This window comes from Blastococcus saxobsidens DD2 (genome assembly GCF_000284015.1).
GTDB classification, from domain to species: domain Bacteria; phylum Actinomycetota; class Actinomycetes; order Mycobacteriales; family Geodermatophilaceae; genus Blastococcus; species Blastococcus saxobsidens_A.
This window is the reverse complement of sequence record NC_016943.1, coordinates 1,242,201-1,263,340: the sequence shown is the minus strand read 5'-3', so window position 1 is coordinate 1,263,340 and position 21,140 is coordinate 1,242,201. Positions and strand designations below refer to the sequence as shown.

Genomic DNA, 21,140 nt, shown 5'->3' with positions numbered 1-21,140 from the left:
GTCGTCTTGCGAGCGGGGGGTGGGGCCGCGGGCTCGCGGCCCCACCCCGTACGTGCTGGCCTCCGATCCTCCCAGCCCGGGGCAACTACGCGTGCGCAGGCTCCGGCGAGAGGTCGGGGTCCTCCACCGAGGTCAACGTCTCCTCCTCCCCCACGTAGTCCCGGCCGGCCCGCAACTCCTCGGCCGACGGGGTGTCGTCGAGCCCGGCCGCACCGTCCGACGGGCTCTGCTCAGCGGTTCCGGCGGCGTCGATGCCGTCAGGCGCGCGCTCGGAACGGTCCCGCTTGAACACCGACCGGCCGCGGGTGAGGTCGGGGCCCACCGCGAAGGCCTTGAGCCGGTCCTTGTACCGGCGCCCGGTCTCGGACTCCCAGCTGTGCGTGGTGATCACGCCGTGCACGATCACCGGGTCGCCCTTGCTGATGGAGGCGGAGACGTTGCCGGCGAGCGTGTTCCAGCACTCGACGTCGACCCAGTACGTGCCGGAGTCGACGAACGTCTGGCTGGCCGCGTCGAAGCGCCGGGCGGTCGAGGCCAGGCGGAAGTTGGTGACCACCCCGTTCTGCGTGGGGGTGCGGCGGGGGGAGTCGGCGACGTTGCCGACGACGGTCATGATCGTGTCGTTCACGGTGCTCCTCGGGGAGTGTGGCGCCGGTCGGCGCGGCCGGCGAGGTGCCGGTGTGCCGTCGACCCTCGCCGTTCCACCCGCCCGGGAGCGGACCGTTCCCCGATCTGTGGATGCACCTCCCCCCTGTGGACGACGCAACGGCCGGCGACGGCGCCTCGGCGGGGAGCGATGCGATGATCGAGCCCGAGCGCCCGTAGCTCAGCGGATAGAGCAGGTGCCTTCTAAGCACTTGGTCGCAGGTTCGATCCCTGCCGGGCGCGCTTCCCATGGCATCGGGCTGCGCTTCCGCTCGGGCGCCGATTTCTGGCCAGACGGCGGTCACCGGAACAGGAGCCGGGCGCCGTGACCGCCCGGGTCAGCACGTCCGGGCACATCGGCGAAGCGGCACCTGGCGCATCGAGTGGGCCGCTCACGACCATCTGCCGGGATTGACCGGTCGGCCTGGCCTTGCGACTGACGGGCCCAGCGGGACGTCACCGATGGTGTCCCGGACCGATGGCGTCCCGGTCGGGCACATCCGTGCGGCCACGGTGCGGACAGCTGCGGCGGTCATGCTATCGCGGACCCGCGAGAGCAGCATTTCGGTTGTGTGACGAAAGTCCATCCGCCCAGCGGGCTGTTACGGGCTCTGCTGTCCTGACCAGGGAACTCGCGGCGCGAGTAACGCGGATGTCGATCGGCCTCCCGTCGTACGGAAGCTGATTCCACCGGTCCGGCTCGCTCGGAGGACCAGCCGAACCACACAAGCTCTTCCCAGTCCGGACAACAGAGGAGAACACCATGAGCACAGGGAACTGGCCGCGGATCGGCGTCGCCGCACTGGGCGCGGCCGCCGTCGCGTTGGCGACACCACTGCCGGCCTGGGGCGCGGGCGACGTCACCGATACCGCGACCGAGACCTTCGAGGTGCGCCTGACGCCGCTGAACGGCTCGGGCGTCCACGGCACCGGCACCCTGATCCTCGACGAGAGCGGGCACGAGCCCGTGCTCACCGTGCGGCTGGACGTGAACAACGTCATCCCCGGACAGCTGCACCCCCAGCACATCCACGGCTTCACCGCGGATGGCCCGGTGGAAGGCAAGGGTCCGCAGGACGACGCGACCTGCCCGACCGGTGGCAGCCGCAACCAGATCGAGGGTCTGCCCGAAGAGGCGCAGCGACCCGACCGCTCCCTGGCGCTCGAGGAAGGCCTCGACGAGTACGGACCGGTGCTCCTTCCGCTCCAGCCCTTCCCCGTGCCGGAGGACCGCGACTACCTGTTCGTCGAGACGTACACCGGCGACGAGCTCGACGCACTGAACCTCGACGAGGTCGCGCTCACCAACCGGCACATCGTGATCCACGGCGGACTGGTCGACGGATTCGACCGCGACGGCCGGCCGGACACCTACGTCGCTTCGCTTCCCGTGGCGTGCGGCGAAATCGAGATGAGCCGCTGACCACGGACAAGCCCTCCGCCGGCAGACGAGCCATCGCTGTGACAGGTGCCGGCGGACAGCACGGCGCGGCATCGGCATAGCGGCAGGCGCGAGACCAACCATCGCAGAGCCCCAGGCTCTGGTCGTCGGTCTCGCGCCTGCTCCCGTCTCGACCTCCATCTCTGTGCGTCGAGGAAAGAGCACGCTGCTCGGCCCGCTCGGCCGACCGCTCCTGCCTGACTTGCGGGCCTGCCCGTGACCGGCGGCCAGGTCGTCAGAGTTCCCAGGAGGTCGACATCCGCGGGTCCGGGGCGTAGCAGCAGTAGGTCCCGGTGCAGGACCGTCCGCTCCAGATGGTCGGCCATCGCCGGGTGGTGCTCGGCGATGCGAGAGAGGGCGTAGCGCAGGGACCGCGTGACGCTGGCCCGGGTCCGTTCGGACGGCGATCCCGCGATGCGGTTCCGCCCGCCGAGCCCGAAGGCGCCGGCGAGTTCCCGGATGAGGTAGTCGCGGTCGGCCCGGGCGAGCCCGAGCCGCACGTCGTCACCCACCGCCGTGGCCTCGTCCATGTCCTCGTCGATCTCGGCCAGGCGGCGCTTGTAGGCCGCCCGCGCCTGGCCGTCGAGGACCGGGCCGAGGTCTGCCCCCGACCGCGCGACCTCGCCGATCTCGCCCCCGACCAGGTCGAGGACGTGGAACTCCCGGTCCGGCGCCGCGAGCAGCCGCGCGAGGTAACGCATGCCCTTGAGGTCCCGCAGGGCGACGGCCCGGCCCGCGAAGGCGATGGTCCGGACATCCCCGTCGAGGCGGAACACGCACGCCTATCCGGAGGGCGCGTGCTGTGCCGGGACCGGGCCCCGCGTCGGGAGCAGGGCACCGATGCGGTCGGCCGTCGCGAGAGCGGCCTGCTCCTGCACCTGGGCCTGCTCCGTCCGCCCCCGGAGCCGCTCGCCGTCGGCCAGGACCAGCCGCGCGACGGCGGCTTCGTACGGGGCGCCCACCTCGCTCCAGCCGGTCAGTGCCTCCGTGGACTCCCGGACGGCGACCTCGGCATCTCCCTCGGCGAGGGCGACGCGGCCACGCGACAGGGCAGCCGCGGCGGTCAGGGCCCGGCTGGGAAAGGTCTCCGCGATGCCCGACAGCTGTGCAGTCGCCGTCCGCGCCGTCCCGACGTCCGCTGCCGCGATGCCGATCTCGACCTGAGCCGCCAGCAACGGCGCCCGGCGCAGGGCACCCAGCTCGGTGAGCGGCCGGCCGAACTCCCGGCGCATCCACGGCCACAGCTCGCGGCAGGGCTTGAGCGCTTCCTCCTCGGCCGCCGAGCACGACCCGCGCAGCCGCAGGATCTCGGCCCGGTGCACGCGGCAGCGGCCGTTGATGCCTCCGTACGCGTGGCCCACCCGCCAGCGCTCCATGACCTCGGTCCACTGCTCCGCGCGGTCGTACTGCGCCAGCCCCTGCATCGCGCAGATCAGTTCGCAGTAGACCATCCCGGCACCGAGCGGATCGAGCTCACCGGACACCACGCTCACGGCCGCCTCGTCCAGCAGCTCCAGTCCGCGTTCGACCGAGCCATCCAGGATGACCAGCCGCGCAGCCGCCACCCGGCTGAGCGCGGCCGCCAACGGGACGCCCTGGCGTCCGCCGAGCTCGATGGCCCGCTCGGCCCAGCGCACGGCGGACTCCGCGTCCCCGCACATGAACCGCTCGTAGGTGCGTGCCATCGCGACGGGGGCGTGGGTCGGCGACTCCGGCCGGTTGCCCAGCAGCCGCTCCGTCCGGGCCAGCCAGCCACGGACCGGCGCCATGAGCCCGGTGTCCATCATCAGGTAGATGGCGACCGTCGCGGCCGCTGCCGCCGCGCCCGCGTCGTCCCGGAGCGACTGGCACACCGCGCACTGCTGCTCCTAGGCGGTGATCGCGGCCTCGGACTCACCGGCCCCGTAGGCGGCGCGGCCCAGCAGCTCAAGTTCCGCCGGCGTCAGCGGCTGCTGCTGCTGGAGTGCGCGCAGCAGCGCCAGGGCCGCCGACCACTCCCCTCGCTCCAGGGCCGCGTCGACTCGCCCGTCCGCCACGACCTGGCCGAGTTCGCCCAACGTCATCGCACCTCCGCCGCCGAGGTCCACGCGAGCGTAGGGGCGGGACCGACGCGGCGACAGCGGGGCGACCTCCCCGCCGTCACAGCGTTTGTTCCGCCTCTCCCTACGACCGGCCGGACGGCCGGCCCCGGACGAGGAGAGGAGACGACCATGAACGGCGCGCTCGAAGAACTCCCCATCGAGGTGCAGCAAGGCGGCATCGTCACCCGGTACACGGAGTGGGGTGACATGGCGGTGCGCTTCGCGCGCGTTCCCGCGGGAACGGACATGAGCCCGGTGCTCGAGGGGCTGCCCGGTGACCGGTGCCCGAGCCCGCACTGGGGGCTCGTCCTGGAGGGGGCGGTGCGGCTCACCGGCGCGGACGGCGAGGAAGAGGTCACCCGGGCCGGCCACGCCTACTACTGGCCGGCCGGTCACACCGCACGGATGGACGAGGACACCGCGGTCATGGAGATCGGGCCGGTGGCGGCGATGCGGCAGTTCAGCGAGCACGCGAAGGCCAAGTTCGCCTGACCCGACGCCGTCGGCCCGGGAGGAAGCGCTCAGCTCCGCCGGGACGACGGCGGCCGGAGGACGGCGAAGGGGTCGGTGACCTCCAGCCCCGTCGTGCAGAACCGGTAGAGCGTCGCGGGACGGCCACCGGACCGGCCGGACGCGGCCATCTCCCCCGTCGGCTCCAGCGCGCCGCGGCGCAGCAGCACCCGCTGCAGGTTGGTGGCGGTGACCTCGTAGCCGAGGGCGGCCACGTAGATCTCGCGCAGCTCGGCGATGGAGAACGCCGGCGGCGCGAGGGCGAAGGCGACGTTGGTGTACGACAGCTTCGCCCGCAGCCGCTCGAGCGCCGAGCCGACGATGGAGCCGTGGTCGAACGCCGTCTCCGGCGGGGCGTCGACCGGGTGCCAGGCGGTGTCCTCGGGGAGCACGGGATCCAGGTCGCTGGGGATCAGCCCCAGGTAGGCGGTGGCCACCGTGCGACTGCGCGGATCGCGGTGCGGATCACTGCGGGTCTCCAGCTGCTCGAGGTGCGCGAGCTGCGCCACCTCGACCTTGGACGCCAGTTGCCGGCCCACCGAGGCCCCGAGCGTCTCCTCCGGCAGCAGCGGACCGCCCGGCAGCGCCCAGGCGCCGGCGAACGGCTCACCGGCGCGCCGCCAGAGCATGACGTGCAGCCGCGCATCCTTGACCTGCAGCACCACCGCCAGCGCCTGGTGCGGATAGGCCGGTCGCTCGGGCGAGGACCACACGGATGTCACGGAACCCATGCTAGATTTCGCGGCAGAGGTTTTCGCCTTTGAGTACGAAACCAACTCCTCCGGAGGTCCCGGTGACCGCGACGCTCCCCGCCCCCACCACCAGCGCGTGGACGCCGGAGCAGTGGCAGGACTGGCGCGCCGAGGTGCGCCGGCTGGCCGCCGAACGCGACGCCGTCGTCCTGGCGCACAACTACCAGGCCGCGCAGATCCAGGACGTCGCCGACCACGTGGGCGACTCGCTGGCCCTGTCCCGTATCGCCGCGGCCAGCACCGCGAGCACGATCGTCTTCGCCGGCGTCCACTTCATGGCCGAGACGGCGAAGATCCTGGCGCCCGAGAAGACCGTCCTGGTGCCCGACGCCGCCGCCGGCTGCTCACTGGCCGACACGATCACCGCCGACCAGCTGCGCGCCTGGAAGGCCGAGCACCCGGGCGCCGCCGTCGTCTCCTACGTGAACACCACCGCGGAGGTGAAGGCCGAGACCGACATCTGCTGCACCTCCTCCAACGCCGTCGAGGTGGTCGAGTCGATCCCGGCCGACCGCGAGGTGCTCTTCCTCCCCGACCAGTTCCTCGGCGCGCACGTCCAGCGGGTCACCGGCCGCACGAACATGCGGATCTGGATGGGCGAGTGCCACGTGCACGCCGGCATCTCCCCCACCGACCTGCGGCGAAGCATCGAGGACGCCCCGGACGCCGAGGTGCTGGTCCACCCCGAGTGCGGCTGCGCCACCAGCGCGCTGTGGATGGTCGGCCAGGGCGACCTCCCCGAGGACCGGGTGCACGTCCTCTCCACCGGCGCGATGCTCGACCAGGCCAGGCGGACGACGGCGAAGCGCGTGCTGGTCGCCACCGAGATCGGCATGCTGCACCAGCTCCGCCAGGCCAACCCCGCGGCCGCCTTCGAGGCGGTGAACCCGCGCGCCGAGTGCCCCTACATGAAGATGTCGACGCCGGAGAAGCTGCTGCGCGCGCTGCGCGAGGGCCGCGACGAGGTCACCGTCGACGCGGGCGTCGCCGCCCGGGCACGCTCCGCGGTCGAGGCGATGATCACCCTCGGCACGCCGTCGCTGGTCGGCGAGTGACCGTGGGGCCCCGCCGCACCGCGCCGGTCGCCCCCGCCGTCGTCCCTGCCCTGCCCCTTCCCGCGGCGGGCTGGTCCACCGACGTCGACGCCATCGTCGTCGGCAGCGGCGCCGCCGGCCTGATGACCGCGCTCGCGCTGGCGGAAGCCGGTCGGCGGGTCACCGTCGTCACGAAGGGTGCGCTGGGTGACGGGAGCACCCGCTGGGCCCAGGGCGGGCTCGCCGCCGTCCTCGGTGCCGACGACGACGCCGAACTCCACCTGCAGGACACGCTCACCGCCGGCGCCGGGCTCTGCGACGAGGCCGCGGTGGCCACGCTGGTCACCGAGGCGCCGGCCGCGATCGGGCTGCTGCAGGACCTGGGGGCGCGCCTGGACCTGGACCCGCACGGCCGGCCCGCGCTCACCCGCGAGGGCGGGCACAGCCGGGACCGGATCGTGCACGCCGGCGGGGACGCCAGCGGTGCGGAGGTCACCCGCACCCTCACCGAGGCGCTGCGTTCCGCGGGAATCGAGGTGCTCGAGCAGACCGTGGCGCTCGAGGCGCTGCGCGGCCGGCTCGGGGAGGTGGTCGGCCTGCGGGTCGCCCGCGTCGCCGTCGACGGCACGCTGACCGACGCCGGCGACCTGCGGGCGCACGCCGTCGTCCTCGCCACCGGGGGTTACGGGCAGGCCTACGCGGCCGCGACCAGCCCCGCGGGCACGACCGGTGACGGGCTGGCGCTCGCGCTGCGCGCCGGCGCCGAGGTCGCCGACGTGGAGATGGTCCAGTTCCACCCGACCGTGCTCTGGCAGGGCCCGGGCGCCACCGGCCAGCAGGCGCTGATCTCCGAGGCCGTGCGCGGTGAGGGAGCCGTCCTGGTCGACGGCGACGGACGGCGGATCATGCCCGGGGCCCACCCGCTGGCCGACCTCGCCCCGCGCGACGTCGTCTCCGCCACGATCGCCGCGCACCTGGCCGCGACCGGGGCGGACTTCGTCTTCCTCGACGCCACCGGGCTCGGGGCCGACTTCCTGGAGAACCGCTTCCCCGGCATCCTGCGCGCCTGCCGCGCGGCCGGGTTCGACCCGGCGACGGAGCCGGTGCCCGTCGCGCCGGGCGCGCACTACACCTGCGGCGGGGTGCTCGCCGACCTGGACGGCCGCACCGGCGTGCCGGGGCTGTTCGCCGTCGGCGAGGTCGCCTGCACCGGCGTGCACGGCGCGAACCGGCTGGCCTCCAACTCGGTCACCGAGGGCCTGGTGGCCGCCCGGCGGTGCGCCGCGGTCGTCGACGCCGAACTGCCGCCCGGCGCTCCCGCGGAGCCGGCCCGCACGTCCTCCTTCGCCGGCGGGGCGATCGATCCCGCCGCGCGGCCGGGCGTCAGCGCCGCCACCAGCCGCTACGCCGGCGTGGTGCGCACCGCGGACGGCCTGGCCGAGCTCACCACGACGCTCGCGAGGGCGGACCGGTTGCCCGCCGGCCGCCCGCTGGACCTGGCCGCCGTCGAGGCGACCGCCGTGCACACCGTCGCCACCCTGCTCGCCACCGCGGCGCTCGCCCGCCCGGAGAGCCGCGGCTGCCACCGGCGCGCCGACGCCCCCGGCCCGCGGCCCGAGTGGCAGGTACGGCTGGCGCACCGCATCGACGTGTCGGGCCACCTGCACACCCGCACCGTGCCGCTGACCGCGCCGCGCACCGACCAGAAGCAGGGAGTGGCATGACCGGCCCCGAGTGGTTCCCGCTCCGCGCGGAGCTCGCCGACGTCCTGGCCGACGGCGGTCTGGATCCCGCGGCGGTGGAGCGGGTGATCCGCCGGGCCCTGGACGAGGACCTCGCGCTCGGCCCCGACGTCACCACCCTGGCCACCGTTCCCGACGGCGCCCGTGCCGGCGGGGACATCGTGCCCCGGTCCCCCGGCGTGCTCGCCGGCGTCCCGGTGGCCGCGGCGGTCTTCGAGCTGGTGGGCGGGCCGGAGGTGACCGTGGCGCTGCATGCCGCCGACGGCATGGCGGCCCGCCCCTCCGCGCCGGTGCTCAGCGTGTCCGGACCCACCCGCGCGCTGCTGACGGCGGAGCGCAGCGCGCTGAACCTGGTGAGCCGGCTGTCCGGCGTGGCCACGCTGACCCGCCGCTGGGTGGACGCGGTGGCCGGCACGGGCGCCGCCGTCCGGGACACCCGCAAGACCACCCCCGGGCTGCGCGCCCTGGAGAAGTACGCGGTCCGCTGCGGCGGCGGCATCAACCACCGCATGGCGCTGGGTGACGCGGCGCTGGTCAAGGACAACCACGTGGCCGCGGCCGGCGGGATCACCGCGGCGGTGAACGCGGTGCGCACCCAGTTCCCCGGGATCCCGCTGGAGGTCGAGTGCGACACCCTCGACCAGGTGCGCGAGGCGATCGCGGCGGGGGTGGAGCTGGTGCTGCTGGACAACTTCTCGATCGCCGACACTCGCGCTGCGGTGGCGCTGGCGCGGCCGGCCGGGGTGCGGCTCGAGGCCAGCGGCGGGCTGTCGCTCGACCGGGCCCACGAGGTCGCGGCGACCGGTGTCGACTACCTGGCCGTCGGCGCGCTCACCCACAGCGCCCCGGTGCTCGACCTGGGCTTCGACCTGCACTGACCCGCCCGCTCTGGGCATAGGAAGCTTTGCCTATGGATCGCGACCGAAAACCGTAGGCATAGCTTCCTATGCCTGGGGTCCGGAGGCTCAGGCGGGGCGCTGCTCCGGGTGCACCCAGCCGATCGCCGGCGCGACGTGCTCGACGATCGTCTGCAGCAGGTGGGCGTTGTAGTCGACGCCCAGCATGTTCGGCACCGTGAGCAGCAGGCTGTCGGCCTCGCGGACGGCGGCGTCCTTGGCCAGCTCCTCGGCGAGGACGTCCGGCTCACCGGTGTAGCTCTTCCCGAAGCGGGCGCGGACCCCCTCGAGGATGCCGACCTGGTCCTCGCCGTCGCCGCCGTCGCCGAAGTACTGCCGGTCGAGGTCGCTGACGATCGGCAGCACGCTGCGGCTCACCGAGACGCGCGGCTCCCGCTCCCAGCCGGCCTCGGCCCAGGCCGCCCGGTAACGCTCGATCTGCTCGGCCTGCAGCTCGTCGAAGGGCACCCCGGTGTCCTCGACCAGGAGCGTCGAGCTCATCAGGTTCAGCCCCTGCCGCGCCGTCCACTCCGCCGTCGCGCGGGTGCCGGAGCCCCACCAGATGCGGTCGGCGAGCCCCGGCGACTGCGGCTGGATGGGCAGCTTGCCCGTCGCGCCGCCGGTCATGCGGGGGTCGGCCTCGACCATCGGCTGACCGGAGATCGCCGCCAGGAACAGCCCCGTCTTCTGCCGCGCCAGCTCGGCGTCGCTGCTGCCCTCGCCGGGCACGTAGCCGAACGCCTCCGAACCGCGCAGCGCCGTCTCCGGTGATCCCCGGCTCACGCCCAGCTGCAGCCGGCCGTCGGCGAGCAGGTCGGTCGCCGCCGCCTCCTCGGCCATGTAGAGGGGGTTCTCGTACCGCATGTCGATGACCCCGGTGCCCAGCTCGATCCGGCTGGTGTGCGCCGCCATCGCCGCCAGCAGCGGGAACGGGGACGCCAGCTGGCGGGCGAAGTGGTGCACCCGCACGTAGGCCCCGTCGAGGCCGAGCTGCTCGGCGGCCACCGCCAGCTCCACGCTCTGCACGAGGGCATCCCGCCCGGTGCGCACCTGCGACCCCGGTATGGGCTGCCAGTGCCCGAAGGACAGGAACCCGATCCGCTTCTCCACGACTCTTACCTCTCGTCGATGTGTGCTGAGCAGCGCACGAGAATCGGCCCGGATTCCCGGACGGGATGGCAGATCGCTCGCCACGGGCGCGACCGGTGGGACGAGTGAGTCCGAATGCGACAGACTGTGACGGGCCGATCACGACTCTCCGTGATCCGGTTCCGTCACTTCTTGCCTGCGATGCGTGACCCTGTCCAGGTGAGCCTTCCCGGATCAGAGATGCCCCGCTCCCCGGGCACGCCTGGCGCCGCCGGGCAGCGCTTGCGGGGGATCGACACACTGCTCGCCGACCGGGGACAGCTGTTCCAGGCCCTGTTCATGGCCGCCCCGATCGCCAAGGCCATGGTGGACCTCGACGGGCACGTGCTGGTCGCGAACCCGCGCATGTGCGCCCTCACCGGCCGCACCGCCGAGAGCCTGGCCGGCCGGCACGTCGACCTGCTCGCCCACCCCGACGACCCTCCGGTCGGCGATCTCGGCCTGGTGCCCGCTCCCGGGGAGCCCGCGCTCGACCCGAATCTCCTCCTGGACGGCGAGCGCCGGTTGCGCCGGTCCGACGGCACGGAGCTGTGGGTGGTGCAGTCGCACGAGGTGGTGCGGCAGAACAACGGGACGCCGCAGTTCGTCGTCCTCTCGCTGGTCGACGTCACCGACCGGCGCCGTGCGGAGGAGGACGCCGTCCGCCGGGCGTTCATGGACCCGCTGACCGGCCTGCCCAACCGCCGCGCGCTCACCGACCGGCTGCGCCACGCCGTCGCGCTGTCCCGCCGCCGCGGCCTGCACGTCGGCCTGGTGCACCTGAACATCGACCGCTTCCAGGCGGTGAACGACGCGCTCGGCCACGAGGCCGGCGACCTGCTGCTCAGCCAGTTCGCCGACCGGTTGCGGTGGAGCACCCGTGTGGAGGACACCGCCGTACGCCTGGGCGCCGACGAGTTCCTCGTGGTGGCCGAGGACGTCGAGGACCTCGACGGCCTGCGCGCCCTGGCCGACCGGCTGCTCGGCGTCCTCGACGAGCCCTTCGTGGTCGCCGACCGGGAGATCACCCTGTCGGCGAGCGTCGGGCTCACCCTCGGCGCCGACATGACGCCGGACGACCTGCTCCGCCAGGCGCAGAGCGCGCTCACCAAGGCCAAGGCCGACGGCAGCCGCGCCCGCATCGAGGTGTACGAGGGGGCGCTGACCCACAGCGACGTCGACGCGCTGCAGCTGGAGACCGATCTCCGGCACGCCCTCGACCACGACGAGCTGCGGCTGTTCTACCAGCCGATCGTGCACCTGGCCGACGAGACGCTGCTCGGCTACGAGGCGCTCATCCGCTGGCAGCACCCCACCCGCGGGCTGCTGCCCCCCGGCGCCTTCCTGGACGCCGCGGAGAACAACCGGCTCACCTCCAAGCTGGGCGCGTGGGTGCTGCGCCGGGCCTGCCTGGACGCCGCCACCTGGGCCGACGACCTGCGGGTGCACGTCAACATCTCCGCCCGGCACCTGGCCGAGGACGGGTTCAGCGAGCTGGTCGCGGCGGCGCTGGAGGAGTCCGGGCTGCCCCCGCACCGGCTGGAGCTGGAGATCACCGAGTCCACCGCGCTGTTCGCCGCGGAGGCGACCCTGCACGCGGTCGCGGTCGTCACCGACGCCGGCGTCACCCTGGCGCTGGACGACTTCGGCACCGGCTACTCCGCCATCACCGCGCTGCACCGGCTGCCCATCCACACGGTGAAGATCGACCGGTCGTTCGTGGCCGACGTCGTCACCCAGCCCTCGACCGCCGCGCTGGTGCACGGCCTGCTGCAGCTGGGCCGCGGCATGGGCCTGCAGGTGATCGCCGAGGGCATCGAGGACCTCGACCAGGCCGCCTGGCTGCTCGACCACGGCTGCGCCATGGCCCAGGGCTACGCCTTCGGCCGCCCGGCCCCGCTGCCCAACCCGGCGGAGGTGCTCATCGGGGAGGTCACCGACACCCCGGCCGAGGACGTCGCCGGCGAGCTGCTGCCCGAGCCGTCGGCGCCTGCCGCGCCATCCGCACTCCCCCGCCAGCGGCCGCCCTCGAGCCCCGAGGCGCACGACGTCACCGACACCGGCCGGCTGGCCGCCCGGACGCTCTTCGACGAGCTCGCCGACCCGGAGGAGTAGGAGAGGCCTCCCTCCAGGGCCGCGCGTCTCAGGCCCTCGGCAGCGCCAGCGGCACCGGCCGCTTCGGCTCGCGGCCGTCACCGGAGGACCGGCCGCGCAGCCGACGGCCGATCCAGGGTGCGACGAAGCCGCGCACCCAGGCGGCCTCCTCGGCGAGGGCCGCGCGCAGCGCACGCGGCGGGCGACCGGGGTGCGACCGCCCCCGCTCAGCCGCGGTAGGTCTCCAGCAGCCGCAGCCAGATCTCGCTGATCGTCGGATACGCCGGGACGGCGTGCCAGAGCCGCGCGATCGGCACCTCGCCGACGACGGCGATCGTCGCCGCGTGCAGCAGTTCGGCCACCGCCGGACCGACGAAGGTCATCCCGAGCAGCACCTCCCGCTCGGTGTCGACGACGGCGATCGCCGTCCCCTCGTAGCCGTCGGCGAACAGCGACGCCCCCGCCACGCTGCCGAGCGGGTACTCGACGACGCGGTGCGGCAGGCCGGCCTCCTCCGCTTCGGCGGCGGTGCGCCCGACGCTGGCCACCTGCGGATCGGTGAAGACCACCGACGGCACGGCGACGTCGTCCGCGGTGGCGACGAACGGCGACCACGAGCCGGTACCGACCCGCTCACCCCGGGCCCGCGCGACGATCGCCGCGCCGGCCTGCCGGGCCTGGTACTTGCCCATGTGCGTGAGCTGGCTGCGCCCGTTGACGTCGCCGACGCCGTACAGCCACGGCCGGCCCTCTGCCTGGAGCGTGGCGTCGACGGAGAGGTACTCCCCCGGCTCCAGACCGACGGTCTCCGCCCCGATGTCGGAGGTCCGCGCCGCCCGGCCGGTCGCCACCAGCACCTCCTCGCCGCGGAACTCCTCGCCGTCGCCGGTGGTCAGCACGACCTCGGTGCCGTCCCGGCGGGCGGCGGTGACCTCGGTGCCCAGCCGGACGTCGACCCCCGCCTTCCGCAATGACTCGGCGACCGCGTTCCCGGCCTGCGGCTCGAGCCGGGGCAGCAGCCGGTCGCCGCGCTGCAGCACGGTCACCTGCGAGCCGAGCGCCTGCCAGGCCGTGGCCAGCTCGCAGCCGACGTAGCCGCCACCGAGGACGAGCAGCCGCGCCGGGACCGCCGTCGCGCTGGTGGCCTCCCGCGGGCCCCACGAATCGACGTCGCCCAGTCCGTCGATCGGCGGCGTCGCCGACTGCGACCCGGTGCAGACGGCGACGGCGTGCCGCGCGGTCAGCCTCGTGCGGGTGCCGTCCTCCGCGGTGACGACGACGGTGCGCTCGCCGTCGAGCCGGCCGGTACCGCGCAGCAGGTCGATGCCGGCGCCGGCCACCCACTCCACCTGACCCGAGTCGTCCCAGTGCGAGGTGAACGAGCTCCGCCGGGCGAGGGTCGCCGCGACGTCCTGCTCACCGGTGACCGCCTGCGCCGCGCCGTCCACGGACCGCGCCTCGGCCAGCACCTCGGTGCCCCGCAGCAGCGCCTTGCTCGGCATGCACGCCCAGTAGGAGCACTCCCCGCCGACCAGTTCCGGTTCGACGAGGACGGCCGACAGGCCACCCCGGACGACGATGTCGGCGACGTTCTCCCCGGTCGATCCCGCGCCCAGCACGACGACGTCACAAGTCTGATCCACTGGGTCATCCTGCTGGTGTGGTCGACTGGCCGCCATGCCGGTCGACGCCCGCGAATACGCCGCCGCCCTGGGCCAGTACGCCGCCGGGGTGTGCCTGCTCACCGTGCAGGACGACATCGACGACGTCGGGACGACGGTCAGCTCGGTGATGAGCGTCTCGGCGTCGCCACCGCTGGTCGCCGTGGGGCTGACCGCCGGCGGCTATCCGGCCGAGGTGCTGGAGGAGGTGGGCCGGTGCGCGCTGACCGTGCTGGCCACCGAGCACGCGATCGTGGCGTCCCGGTTCTCCTCCGCCGGACGGCCCAGCGCACGGCACCTGCTGGAGGCGGTGCCGTGGACGCGGGCGGCCGGCAGCGGCGCGATCGTGCTCGAGGCCGGGCTCGCCGCGCTGGACTGCCGGCTGGAGCGACTCGTCGAGGCCGGGAGCCACGTGCTCGCGTTCCTGACCGTGGAGGACGTGCCGGTGGTGAACCCGGACGCCCGTCCGCTGCTGCGGCTCCGGGGCCGGTACGTCGACGAGTCCGGTCGCCCCCTCGCCCGGCCGTGACCGGCCGCCGAAGAAATCTGCCGTCGGCTGTCACATCCGGGGCGACGGCGGTGCTTCCCTGGTGTGGAACTCGTACGGCCATCGGCCACCGCGGCAGTGCCCTTCCCCGCCGCGGCCCGGACTGAGCGGGGCGTCGACATGTCACAGCAGCGGGTCGACGCGCGGACCGACCTCGAGGAGGTCTTCCGCGGCAACTACCCGCGGGTCGTCGCCGTCGCCGCTCGCGTGCTCGGCTCCCGCGACCAGGCCGAGGACGTCGCCCAAGAGGTCTTCCTCTCCTTCAGCCGCTCCTCGGTGCCGGCCGACGAGGCCGGCGGCTGGCTGACCGTCGCCGCGACCCACACCGCGCTGAACCTGCTCCGCTCGGGCCGCCGTCGCAGCGCCCGGGAGGAGCTCGCCGGGGACGGCCCGACCGTCGTCCCCGACGTCGCCGACCTGGTCATCACCCGGGACGAGCGCAGCTCGGTCCGGGCCGCGCTCGCCCGGCTGCCGCACAAGCAGGCGGCCGCGCTGGTGCTCCGGCACAGCGGCCTGAGCTACGCCGAGGTCGCCGCCGCACTCGATCTGTCCCCAGGAAGCGTGGGCACCACCGTGCGCCGCGCCGAATCCGTGTTGCTCAAGGAGCTGAACCGCCATGCGTCACCCGAGTGAGGGCGTGCTGCGCCGACTGGTCGACGAGCCGGCCGGCGTGACCGACGACGACCGCGCCCACGTGGCGTCCTGCCCGACCTGCCTGCGCGCGCTGGACACCGCCCGCGCCGACGCCCGGCTCGTCGGCGCCGCGCTCGCGCCGTCCGGCGGCGGGACCGTCGACACGGAGGCGGCCTGGGCCCGCCTCTCGGCCACGGCCGCCGCCCCGGCGGCGACTGCCCCCGCGTTCCGGCCGGCGCCCGCCGCGCGGAACCGCTGGCGGACGACCATCCGGCGTCCCGCGGTCGCCGCGGCCGGCGCGGTGGTGCTGCTGACCGGCGCCGGCGTGGCGGCGGCCAACGACTGGCTGCCGATCTTCCAGGCCGAGCGGGTCGACCCGGTGCAGGTCACCGCCGGCGACCTCGTCCAGGTGCCGGACCTGTCCGCGTACGGCGACCTGCAGTTCACCGAGGCGCCGGAGCCCGAGCAGGTGGCCGACGCCGCGACGGCGCAGCAGCGGACCGGACTCGCCGTCCCCCAGGTCGGCGAGCTGCCCGAGGGCGTGACCGGCGACCCGGCCTACCTGGCCGCCGACCGGGTGACCGCCACCTTCACCTTCTCCGCCGCCAAGGCCGCGCAGGCCGCCGGCACCGAGGGCGAGGTCCTGCCGCCCCCGCCGCCCGGCCTGGACGGCAGCCAGCTCCGGCTGCAGGCGGGTCCCGGCGTCGCGGCGATCTGGTCCCAGCCGACCGGTGTGCCGACGCTCGTCGTCGCCAGGGCCGGGGCGCCGACGGTCTACTCGCAGGGCGTGCCGTTCGAGACGGTGCGTGACTACCTGCTGTCCCTCCCCGGCCTGCCCGACGGTCTCGCCGACCAGTTGCGGAACCTCTCGACCGACGCCGCGACGCTGCCGCTGCCCGTGCCCGCGGACCTGGTCACCAGCTCGACGGCCGACGTCGACGGCGCGGAGGCCACCGTGCTCACCTCGCGCGACGGGCTGTTCGCCGGCGTGGTCTGGGTCGAGGACGGCGTGCTGACCGGCGTCGCCGGGTCGCTCAGCGCCGACGAGCTCCTGTCGGTCGCCCGTGACCTCCGCTGACGCCGCTACCGTCCGCGGGGTGACCTCCGACGCCCCGGCCGACGGGCTCGGCGGGCTGCCGCCGTCCCCGGCGGTCTGGTGCTCCGGGCTGCGCAAGCGGTACGGACGCCGGACCGCCGTCGACGACGTCTCCTTCACCGTGGCGCGCGGCGAGGTGCTCGGCCTGCTGGGCCCCAACGGCGCCGGCAAGACCAGCGTCATCAAGATGCTGCTGGGCCTCGTGCGGCCCGACGCCGGCGAGGTGCTGCTGCTCGGGCGACGGTCCTCGGACCCGCGGTCCCGCGCCGCCGTCGGCTACCTGCCCGAGCTGTTCCGCTACCAGCCCTGGCTGACCGCGGCCGAGGTGCTGGACCTGCACGTGAAGCTGGCCGGTGCCGAGGTGGCACCCGCCGAGCGGCGGGAGTGCCTGGCCCTGGTCGGGCTCGCCGCGCGGGCGGGCGACCGGGTCGGCGGGTTCTCCAAGGGCATGCAGCAGCGCCTCGGGCTCGCCGTCGCACTCGTCGCCCGCCCCGAGCTGGTGGTCCTGGACGAGCCCACCAGCGCACTCGACCCGATCGGCCGGGTCGACGTCCGCGACATCGTGCTCTCGCTGAAGTCCCGCGGCGTCGCCGTCCTGCTCAACTCGCACCTCATCGGCGAGGTGGAGCGGGTCTGCGACCGGGTGGTGATCCTCGACGAGGGCCGGGTGGCGGCGTCGGGCACGCTGGCCGAGCTGCTCGGCCAGCGCGAGGTGCGGCTGCGGCTGGCCGGCTCCGACGCCCGGGCGGAGGACCGCATGCGGGCGGCCGGGTCGATGGCCCGCAGCGGCGACTGGTTCACCGTGCAGCTCTCGTCGGACGACGACGGCGTCACCGTGCCGGACCTGGTGCGTGACCTGGTCGCCCTCGGCGTACGGGTGCACGCCGTCGAGCCGGTGCGGATCAGCCTGGAGGAGCGGCTGCTCGCCGTGCTGCGTCACGAGGAGCCGGCGCCGTGACCGGGCTGGCGAGGTCACGCAAGGACGCAGCATCGCCGAGCACGTGGCTGCCGAGCGTCAACGAGGAGGACACGTGATCGCGCTGACCGTTGCCGGGCTGACCCTCCGCGAGGCCTTCCGACGGCGGGTGGTCTGGGCGCTGCTCGTGCTGACGGTGGCGCTGCTCGCGCTCAGCGGCTGGGGCTTCTCGAAGCTGATCGGCCTGGACACCGACCTCGGCACCATGACCAGCGGCGAGGCCCGCCTCGTGGCCTCGATGATGCTCAACCTGATCATGTTCGGGTTCAGCCTGATCGCGGCGATCGGCACGGCGCTCCTGGCCGGGCCCACGCTGGCCGGTGAGGTGGAGTCGGGGCAGGCGCTGGCGATCCTCGCCCGGCCGGTCCGCCGCTCGTCGATCCTGCTGGGCAAGTGGCTGGGCCTGCTCACCTTCGGCTGCGGTTACGTGATCCTCGCCGGCCTGGCCCAGATCCTCATCGTGCGGGCGGTGGTCGGCTACTGGCCCCCGGCGCCGGCCACCGGGCTCGCGCTGCTCGCCGCCGAGACCATCGTCCTGCTGACCCTGGCCCTCCTGCTGTCCAGCGTCGTCTCACCGATGGCGTCGGGCATCGTCGCGGTCGGGCTGTTCGGCGCGACCTGGGTCGCGGGCGTCGTCGGCGGGATCGGCGGAGCCCTGGGCAACGAGGGCGTCGAGCGGGTGGGCACGGTGTCGCGGATCCTGGTGCCCACCGACGGCCTGTGGCGCGGCGCCATGAACGCCTTCCAGGACCCCGCCGCCCTGATCCAGATGGGCCCGGAAGGTGGCTTCCCGTTCCTCAGCGACGCTCCGCTGACGCCGGCCTACCTGGCGTGGGCGGCGGTCTGGATCGCCGTGGTCTGGGGACTGACCGCGCTGTCGTTCCAGCGCCGCGACATCTGAGAGCCCGCCCGGCGCCCTCCTGCTGACCGCCTGCTCGGCCGCGGAGCTGAACGCCGCGCCGCCGGTGGCCGAGCCCGCACCGGCACCGGCACCGGCACCTGGCAGACCGTCGAGCACCGTGCGGACGAGCGGTTCGCGCTCGCCGGCCGCCGAGAGGTGGTCGCCGGCGCCCTGCGCCGAGAGTCCGTGCGGCCCGTCGCGGGGCGGGGAGCCCAGGGCGTCGGACGCGTGGACCGTGCGCTGTCGTTCCAGCGCCGGGACGCCTGAGCCAGTTCGGTTCTCCGGAAAGTCTGGCTCTGCCCACCCGGGCTGGGCAGAGCCGGACTGTCGGCGTCCCCACCCCCCGAGCGGGTCGGCAACGCCGCCGTCATCCCGGCGGGCTAGCGTCGGACGCGCTATGAGCGCACTGCCTGCACCGTCCGAGTCCGCCGTCCGCCGTGCCCTGGTGCGCGCCGAGCGGGGGGTCGGCCTCGATGCGACCGAGGCCGAGACGCTGCTGCACGCCCGTGGCCTGGGCGACGGCGAGCCGCTGGACCGGCTGCTGACGGCCGCCGGCCGGGTGCGCGACGCCGGGCTGGCGTCGGCCGGGCGGCCGGGGTTGGTCACCTACAGCCGCAAGGTGTTCATCCCGCTCACCCACCTGTGCCGCGACCGCTGCCACTACTGCACCTTCGTGACGACGCCCGGGCAGCTGCGGGACCAGGGCAAGGCGCCCTACCTTTCCCCCGACGAGGTCCTCGACATCGCCCGGGCCGGCGCCGCCATGGGCTGCAAGGAGGCGCTGTTCACCCTCGGCGACCGCCCCGAGGACCGCTGGCCGGTGGCGGCCGAGTGGCTGGCGGCCCACGGCTTCGACTCGACGCTGGGCTACCTGCGGGCGATGGCGATCCGGGTGCTCGAGGAGACCGGGCTGCTCCCCCACCTCAACCCCGGCGTGCTCACCTGGGAGGAGATCCAGCGGCTGAAGCCTGTCTCCGCGTCGATGGGGATGATGCTCGAGACGACGGCCACCCGGCTGTGGTCCGAGCCCGGCGGCCCGCACTTCGGCTCCCCGGACAAGGAGCCCGCCGTCCGCCTGCGGGTGCTGGAGGACGCCGGGCGCTCCGCCGTCCCGTTCACCACCGGCGTGCTGCTGGGCATCGGTGAGGACTACGCCGAGCGGGTGGACGCCGTGCTGGAGATCCGGGCCGCGGCGCAGCGGCACGGGCACGTGCAGGAGGTCATCGTCCAGAACTTCCGGGCCAAGCCGCGGACGGCGATGCAGGCGCACGACGACCTGGAGCTGCAGGAGTACGTCGCCGCTGTCGCCGTCACCCGGCTGCTGCTCGGCCCCAAGGCGCGGGTGCAGGCGCCGCCGAACCTGAGCGACGCAGGCGAGTTGGGCCTGCTGCTGCGCGCCGGCGTCGACGACTGGGGCGGCGTCAGCCCGCTGACCCCCGACCACGTGAACCCCGAGCGGCCGTGGCCGAACCTGGCCGAACTGGCCAAGCTCTCCGACTACGCCGGGTTCGAGCTGCGCGAGCGGCTGGCCGCCCAACCCGGTTACGTGCTGCAGCACGAGCCGTGGCTGGACCCGCGGGTGCGCCCGCACGTCTCCGCGCTCGCGGGCCTCGACGGGCTGGCGGTCGAGGGGCGTCTGCCGGTCGGCCTGCCGTGGCAGGAGCCGGACGAGTCGTGGACGTCGTCGGGCCGGGTCGACCTGCACGTCGAGGTCGACACCGTCGGCCGCACCGGCGACCGGCGCAGCGACTTCGACGCCGTCTACGGCGACTGGGGCGAACTGCGCGACCGCACGACCTCCGCCCGCGACGGGCACTCCACCGCGCTGGCGGCCGGCAACCGTGAGGTGCTGGCCGGCCTGCTGCACGCCGAGCGGGACCCGGCCGGGCTGACCGACGCCGGGTACCTCGCGCTGCTGGGCGCCGACGGCACCGACCTGGAGAACCTGTGCGCGCTCGCCGACGCGGTACGCGCCGACGTCAACGGCGACGACGTCACCTACGTCGTGAACCGGAACATCAACTTCACCAACGTCTGCTACACCGGCTGCCGGTTCTGCGCGTTCGCCCAGCGGCGCACCGACGCCGACGCCTACACGCTGTCGATGAGCCAGGTGGGCGACCGGGTCGACGAGGCGTGGGCGGCCGGGGCGACCGAGATCTGCATGCAGGGCGGCATCCACCCCGACCTGCCCGGCACCGCCTACTTCGACCTGGCCCGCGAGGTGAAGAAGCGGCAGCCCGGCATCCACCTGCACGCCTTCTCGCCCATGGAGATCGTCAACGGCGCCGCCCGGACGGGGCTGTCGTTCCGCGACTTCCTGACCGAGCTCAAGGAGGCCGGGCTGGACTCGATCCCGGGGACGGCGGCGGAGATCCTCGACGACGACGTCCGCTGGGTGCTGACCAAGGGCAAGCTGCCGACGGCGACCTGGCTGGAGATCATCGGCACCGCCCACGAGGTCGGCATCCCGACGACGTCGACGATGATGTACGGCCACGTGGACACCCCGGCGCACTGGGTCGGGCACCTGCGCACCCTCGCCGCCCTGCAGGACCGCACCGGCGGATTCACCGAGTTCGTGCTGCTGCCGTTCGTGCACCACAACTCGCCCATCTACCTGGCCGGCGTCGCCCGCCCCGGTCCGACGGTGCGGGAGAACCGGGCGATCCACGCGGTGGCCCGGCTGCTGCTGCACGGCCGGATCCCCAACATCCAGACCTCGTGGGTGAAGCTCGCCGACGCCGGCACGAAAGCCGTGCTGCAGGGCGGGGCCAACGACCTCGGCGGCACGCTCATGGAGGAGACCATCAGCCGGATGGCCGGCAGCGAGAACGGCTCACTGAAGACCATCGCGGAGCTCGAGGCCATGGCCGCCGCGATCGGCCGGCCCGCCCGCCAGCGGACGACCGAGTACGGCACCCCGTCGGCCGAGCGGATCGCCACCGCCCGCTCCGACGAGGGCCGCCGCCGGCTCTCGCTGTCGATCACACCGTCCTGAGC

General features: G+C 74.3%; 19 protein-coding genes and 1 tRNA gene. 13 read left to right on the top strand and 7 right to left on the bottom strand.

Translation table 11 applies throughout. The annotated features are described in order from the left end of the window. Positions 1 to 85 precede the first annotated feature (85 nt). Positions 86 to 628, bottom strand: coding sequence for a single-stranded DNA-binding protein (locus BLASA_RS06005; protein WP_014375151.1), 543 nt, complete (start codon positions 626 to 628; stop codon positions 86 to 88). Between the two features lie 187 nt (positions 629 to 815). Here BLASA_RS06005 and BLASA_RS06000 point away from each other — a divergent pair. Together BLASA_RS06000 and BLASA_RS23340 are read left to right on the top strand one after the other, a co-directional pair. After that, positions 816 to 888, top strand: a tRNA-Arg gene (locus BLASA_RS06000). A 520-nt stretch (positions 889 to 1,408) separates the two neighbouring features. After that, positions 1,409 to 2,068 carry a hypothetical protein gene (locus BLASA_RS23340; RefSeq protein ID WP_014375148.1) on the top strand — a complete coding sequence of 220 codons (660 nt, stop codon included), beginning with the start codon at positions 1,409 to 1,411 and terminating at the stop codon, positions 2,066 to 2,068. Here the strand turns inward: BLASA_RS23340 and BLASA_RS25505 are convergent. Genes BLASA_RS25505 through BLASA_RS25495 form a run of 3 tightly spaced genes read right to left on the bottom strand, consistent with a single transcriptional unit; the run spans position 2,017 to position 4,149 of the window. Further along, positions 2,017 to 2,862, bottom strand: a complete 846-nt coding sequence (locus BLASA_RS25505; RefSeq protein ID WP_014375147.1) for a hypothetical protein — start codon at positions 2,860 to 2,862, stop codon at positions 2,017 to 2,019. The genes BLASA_RS23340 and BLASA_RS25505 overlap by 52 nt on opposite strands. A gap of 6 nt (positions 2,863 to 2,868) precedes the next feature. After that, a complete protein-coding gene (locus BLASA_RS25500; protein ID WP_014375146.1) occupies positions 2,869 to 3,939 on the bottom strand; it encodes a hypothetical protein in 1,071 nt (356 codons plus the stop codon). 15 nt (positions 3,940 to 3,954) lie between these two features. Beyond that, positions 3,955 to 4,149, bottom strand: a complete 195-nt coding sequence (locus BLASA_RS25495; RefSeq protein ID WP_014375145.1) for a hypothetical protein — start codon at positions 4,147 to 4,149, stop codon at positions 3,955 to 3,957. A gap of 147 nt (positions 4,150 to 4,296) precedes the next feature. Between BLASA_RS25495 and BLASA_RS05985 the strand changes: the two genes are divergently transcribed. Then, entirely contained in the window at positions 4,297 to 4,659 is a 363-nt protein-coding gene (locus tag BLASA_RS05985) for a hypothetical protein (RefSeq protein ID WP_014375144.1), read from the top strand. 29 nt (positions 4,660 to 4,688) lie between these two features. Here BLASA_RS05985 and BLASA_RS05980 read toward each other — a convergent pair whose 3' ends face one another. After that, on the bottom strand, positions 4,689 to 5,408 hold the full coding sequence (locus BLASA_RS05980; RefSeq protein ID WP_051004843.1) for an NrtR DNA-binding winged helix domain-containing protein: 720 nt from the start codon (positions 5,406 to 5,408) through the stop codon (positions 4,689 to 4,691). Positions 5,409 to 5,470: 62 nt separating this feature from the next. Between BLASA_RS05980 and nadA the strand changes: the two genes are divergently transcribed. Genes nadA through nadC form a run of 3 tightly spaced genes read left to right on the top strand, consistent with a single transcriptional unit; the run spans position 5,471 to position 9,083 of the window. Continuing rightward, positions 5,471 to 6,484, top strand: coding sequence for a quinolinate synthase NadA (gene nadA, locus BLASA_RS05975; RefSeq protein ID WP_014375141.1), 1,014 nt, complete (start codon positions 5,471 to 5,473; stop codon positions 6,482 to 6,484). Continuing rightward, positions 6,481 to 8,187, top strand: coding sequence for an L-aspartate oxidase (locus tag BLASA_RS05970; RefSeq protein ID WP_014375140.1), 1,707 nt, complete (start codon positions 6,481 to 6,483; stop codon positions 8,185 to 8,187). Before nadA ends, BLASA_RS05970 begins: the two co-directional genes overlap by 4 nt. Then, positions 8,184 to 9,083, top strand: a complete 900-nt coding sequence (nadC, locus tag BLASA_RS05965; protein ID WP_014375139.1) for a carboxylating nicotinate-nucleotide diphosphorylase — start codon at positions 8,184 to 8,186, stop codon at positions 9,081 to 9,083. The genes BLASA_RS05970 and nadC overlap by 4 nt, the downstream gene beginning before the upstream one ends. An 87-nt stretch (positions 9,084 to 9,170) precedes the next feature. Here the strand turns inward: nadC and BLASA_RS05960 are convergent, their stop codons facing one another. Further along, positions 9,171 to 10,211, bottom strand: a complete 1,041-nt coding sequence (locus tag BLASA_RS05960; protein ID WP_014375138.1) for an LLM class flavin-dependent oxidoreductase — start codon at positions 10,209 to 10,211, stop codon at positions 9,171 to 9,173. Between the two features lie 219 nt (positions 10,212 to 10,430). Between BLASA_RS05960 and BLASA_RS05955 the strand changes: the two genes are divergently transcribed. Then, on the top strand, positions 10,431 to 12,344 hold the full coding sequence (locus BLASA_RS05955; protein WP_014375137.1) for a putative bifunctional diguanylate cyclase/phosphodiesterase: 1,914 nt from the start codon (positions 10,431 to 10,433) through the stop codon (positions 12,342 to 12,344). Positions 12,345 to 12,550: 206 nt separating this feature from the next. On the opposite strand, the gene BLASA_RS05950 is transcribed toward BLASA_RS05955, so the two are convergent. Further along, the gene (locus tag BLASA_RS05950) at positions 12,551 to 13,966 is read right to left on the bottom strand and encodes a dihydrolipoyl dehydrogenase family protein (RefSeq protein WP_014375136.1); all 1,416 of its coding nucleotides are present in this window, start codon (positions 13,964 to 13,966) and stop codon (positions 12,551 to 12,553) included. A 34-nt stretch (positions 13,967 to 14,000) separates the two neighbouring features. On the opposite strand from BLASA_RS05950, the gene BLASA_RS05945 reads away from it, so the two are divergent. The 6 genes from BLASA_RS05945 (at position 14,001) to BLASA_RS05920 (ending at position 21,138) form a co-directional block, all read left to right on the top strand. Further along, complete coding sequence (locus tag BLASA_RS05945) at positions 14,001 to 14,513, top strand: flavin reductase family protein (RefSeq protein ID WP_014375135.1); 513 nt, start codon at positions 14,001 to 14,003, stop codon at positions 14,511 to 14,513. Between the two features lie 138 nt (positions 14,514 to 14,651). Further along, positions 14,652 to 15,164, top strand: a complete 513-nt coding sequence (locus tag BLASA_RS05940) for a sigma-70 family RNA polymerase sigma factor (RefSeq protein WP_014375134.1) — start codon at positions 14,652 to 14,654, stop codon at positions 15,162 to 15,164. After that, positions 15,148 to 16,242 carry a hypothetical protein gene (locus BLASA_RS05935; protein WP_014375133.1) on the top strand — a complete coding sequence of 365 codons (1,095 nt, stop codon included), beginning with the start codon at positions 15,148 to 15,150 and terminating at the stop codon, positions 16,240 to 16,242. Before BLASA_RS05940 ends, BLASA_RS05935 begins: the two co-directional genes overlap by 17 nt. 19 nt (positions 16,243 to 16,261) lie before the next feature. Continuing rightward, a complete protein-coding gene (locus BLASA_RS05930) occupies positions 16,262 to 17,218 on the top strand; it encodes an ABC transporter ATP-binding protein (protein ID WP_041776171.1) in 957 nt (318 codons plus the stop codon). Between the two features lie 73 nt (positions 17,219 to 17,291). Next, the gene (locus BLASA_RS05925) at positions 17,292 to 18,137 is read left to right on the top strand and encodes an ABC transporter permease subunit (RefSeq protein ID WP_014375131.1); all 846 of its coding nucleotides are present in this window, start codon (positions 17,292 to 17,294) and stop codon (positions 18,135 to 18,137) included. A 397-nt stretch (positions 18,138 to 18,534) separates the two neighbouring features. After that, positions 18,535 to 21,138 carry a bifunctional FO biosynthesis protein CofGH gene (locus BLASA_RS05920; protein ID WP_014375130.1) on the top strand — a complete coding sequence of 868 codons (2,604 nt, stop codon included), beginning with the start codon at positions 18,535 to 18,537 and terminating at the stop codon, positions 21,136 to 21,138. Positions 21,139 to 21,140: the final 2 nt, after the last annotated feature.

Excerpts from the sequence above, each read along its gene's own strand:
- BLASA_RS23340 (WP_014375148.1), top strand. The coding sequence starts at position 1,409 with ATGAGCACAGGGAACTGGCCGCGGATCGGCGTCGCCGCACTGGGCGCG.
- BLASA_RS25495 (WP_014375145.1), bottom strand. The coding sequence starts at position 4,149 with ATGACGTTGGGCGAACTCGGCCAGGTCGTGGCGGACGGGCGAGTCGAC.
- BLASA_RS05985 (WP_014375144.1), top strand. The coding sequence starts at position 4,297 with ATGAACGGCGCGCTCGAAGAACTCCCCATCGAGGTGCAGCAAGGCGGC.
- BLASA_RS05980 (WP_051004843.1), bottom strand. The coding sequence starts at position 5,408 with ATGGGTTCCGTGACATCCGTGTGGTCCTCGCCCGAGCGACCGGCCTAT.
- nadC (WP_014375139.1), top strand. The coding sequence starts at position 8,184 with ATGACCGGCCCCGAGTGGTTCCCGCTCCGCGCGGAGCTCGCCGACGTC.
- BLASA_RS05955 (WP_014375137.1), top strand. The coding sequence starts at position 10,431 with ATGCCCCGCTCCCCGGGCACGCCTGGCGCCGCCGGGCAGCGCTTGCGG.
- BLASA_RS05945 (WP_014375135.1), top strand. The coding sequence starts at position 14,001 with ATGCCGGTCGACGCCCGCGAATACGCCGCCGCCCTGGGCCAGTACGCC.
- BLASA_RS05940 (WP_014375134.1), top strand. The coding sequence starts at position 14,652 with ATGTCACAGCAGCGGGTCGACGCGCGGACCGACCTCGAGGAGGTCTTC.
- BLASA_RS05935 (WP_014375133.1), top strand. The coding sequence starts at position 15,148 with ATGCGTCACCCGAGTGAGGGCGTGCTGCGCCGACTGGTCGACGAGCCG.
- BLASA_RS05920 (WP_014375130.1), top strand. The coding sequence starts at position 18,535 with ATGAGCGCACTGCCTGCACCGTCCGAGTCCGCCGTCCGCCGTGCCCTG.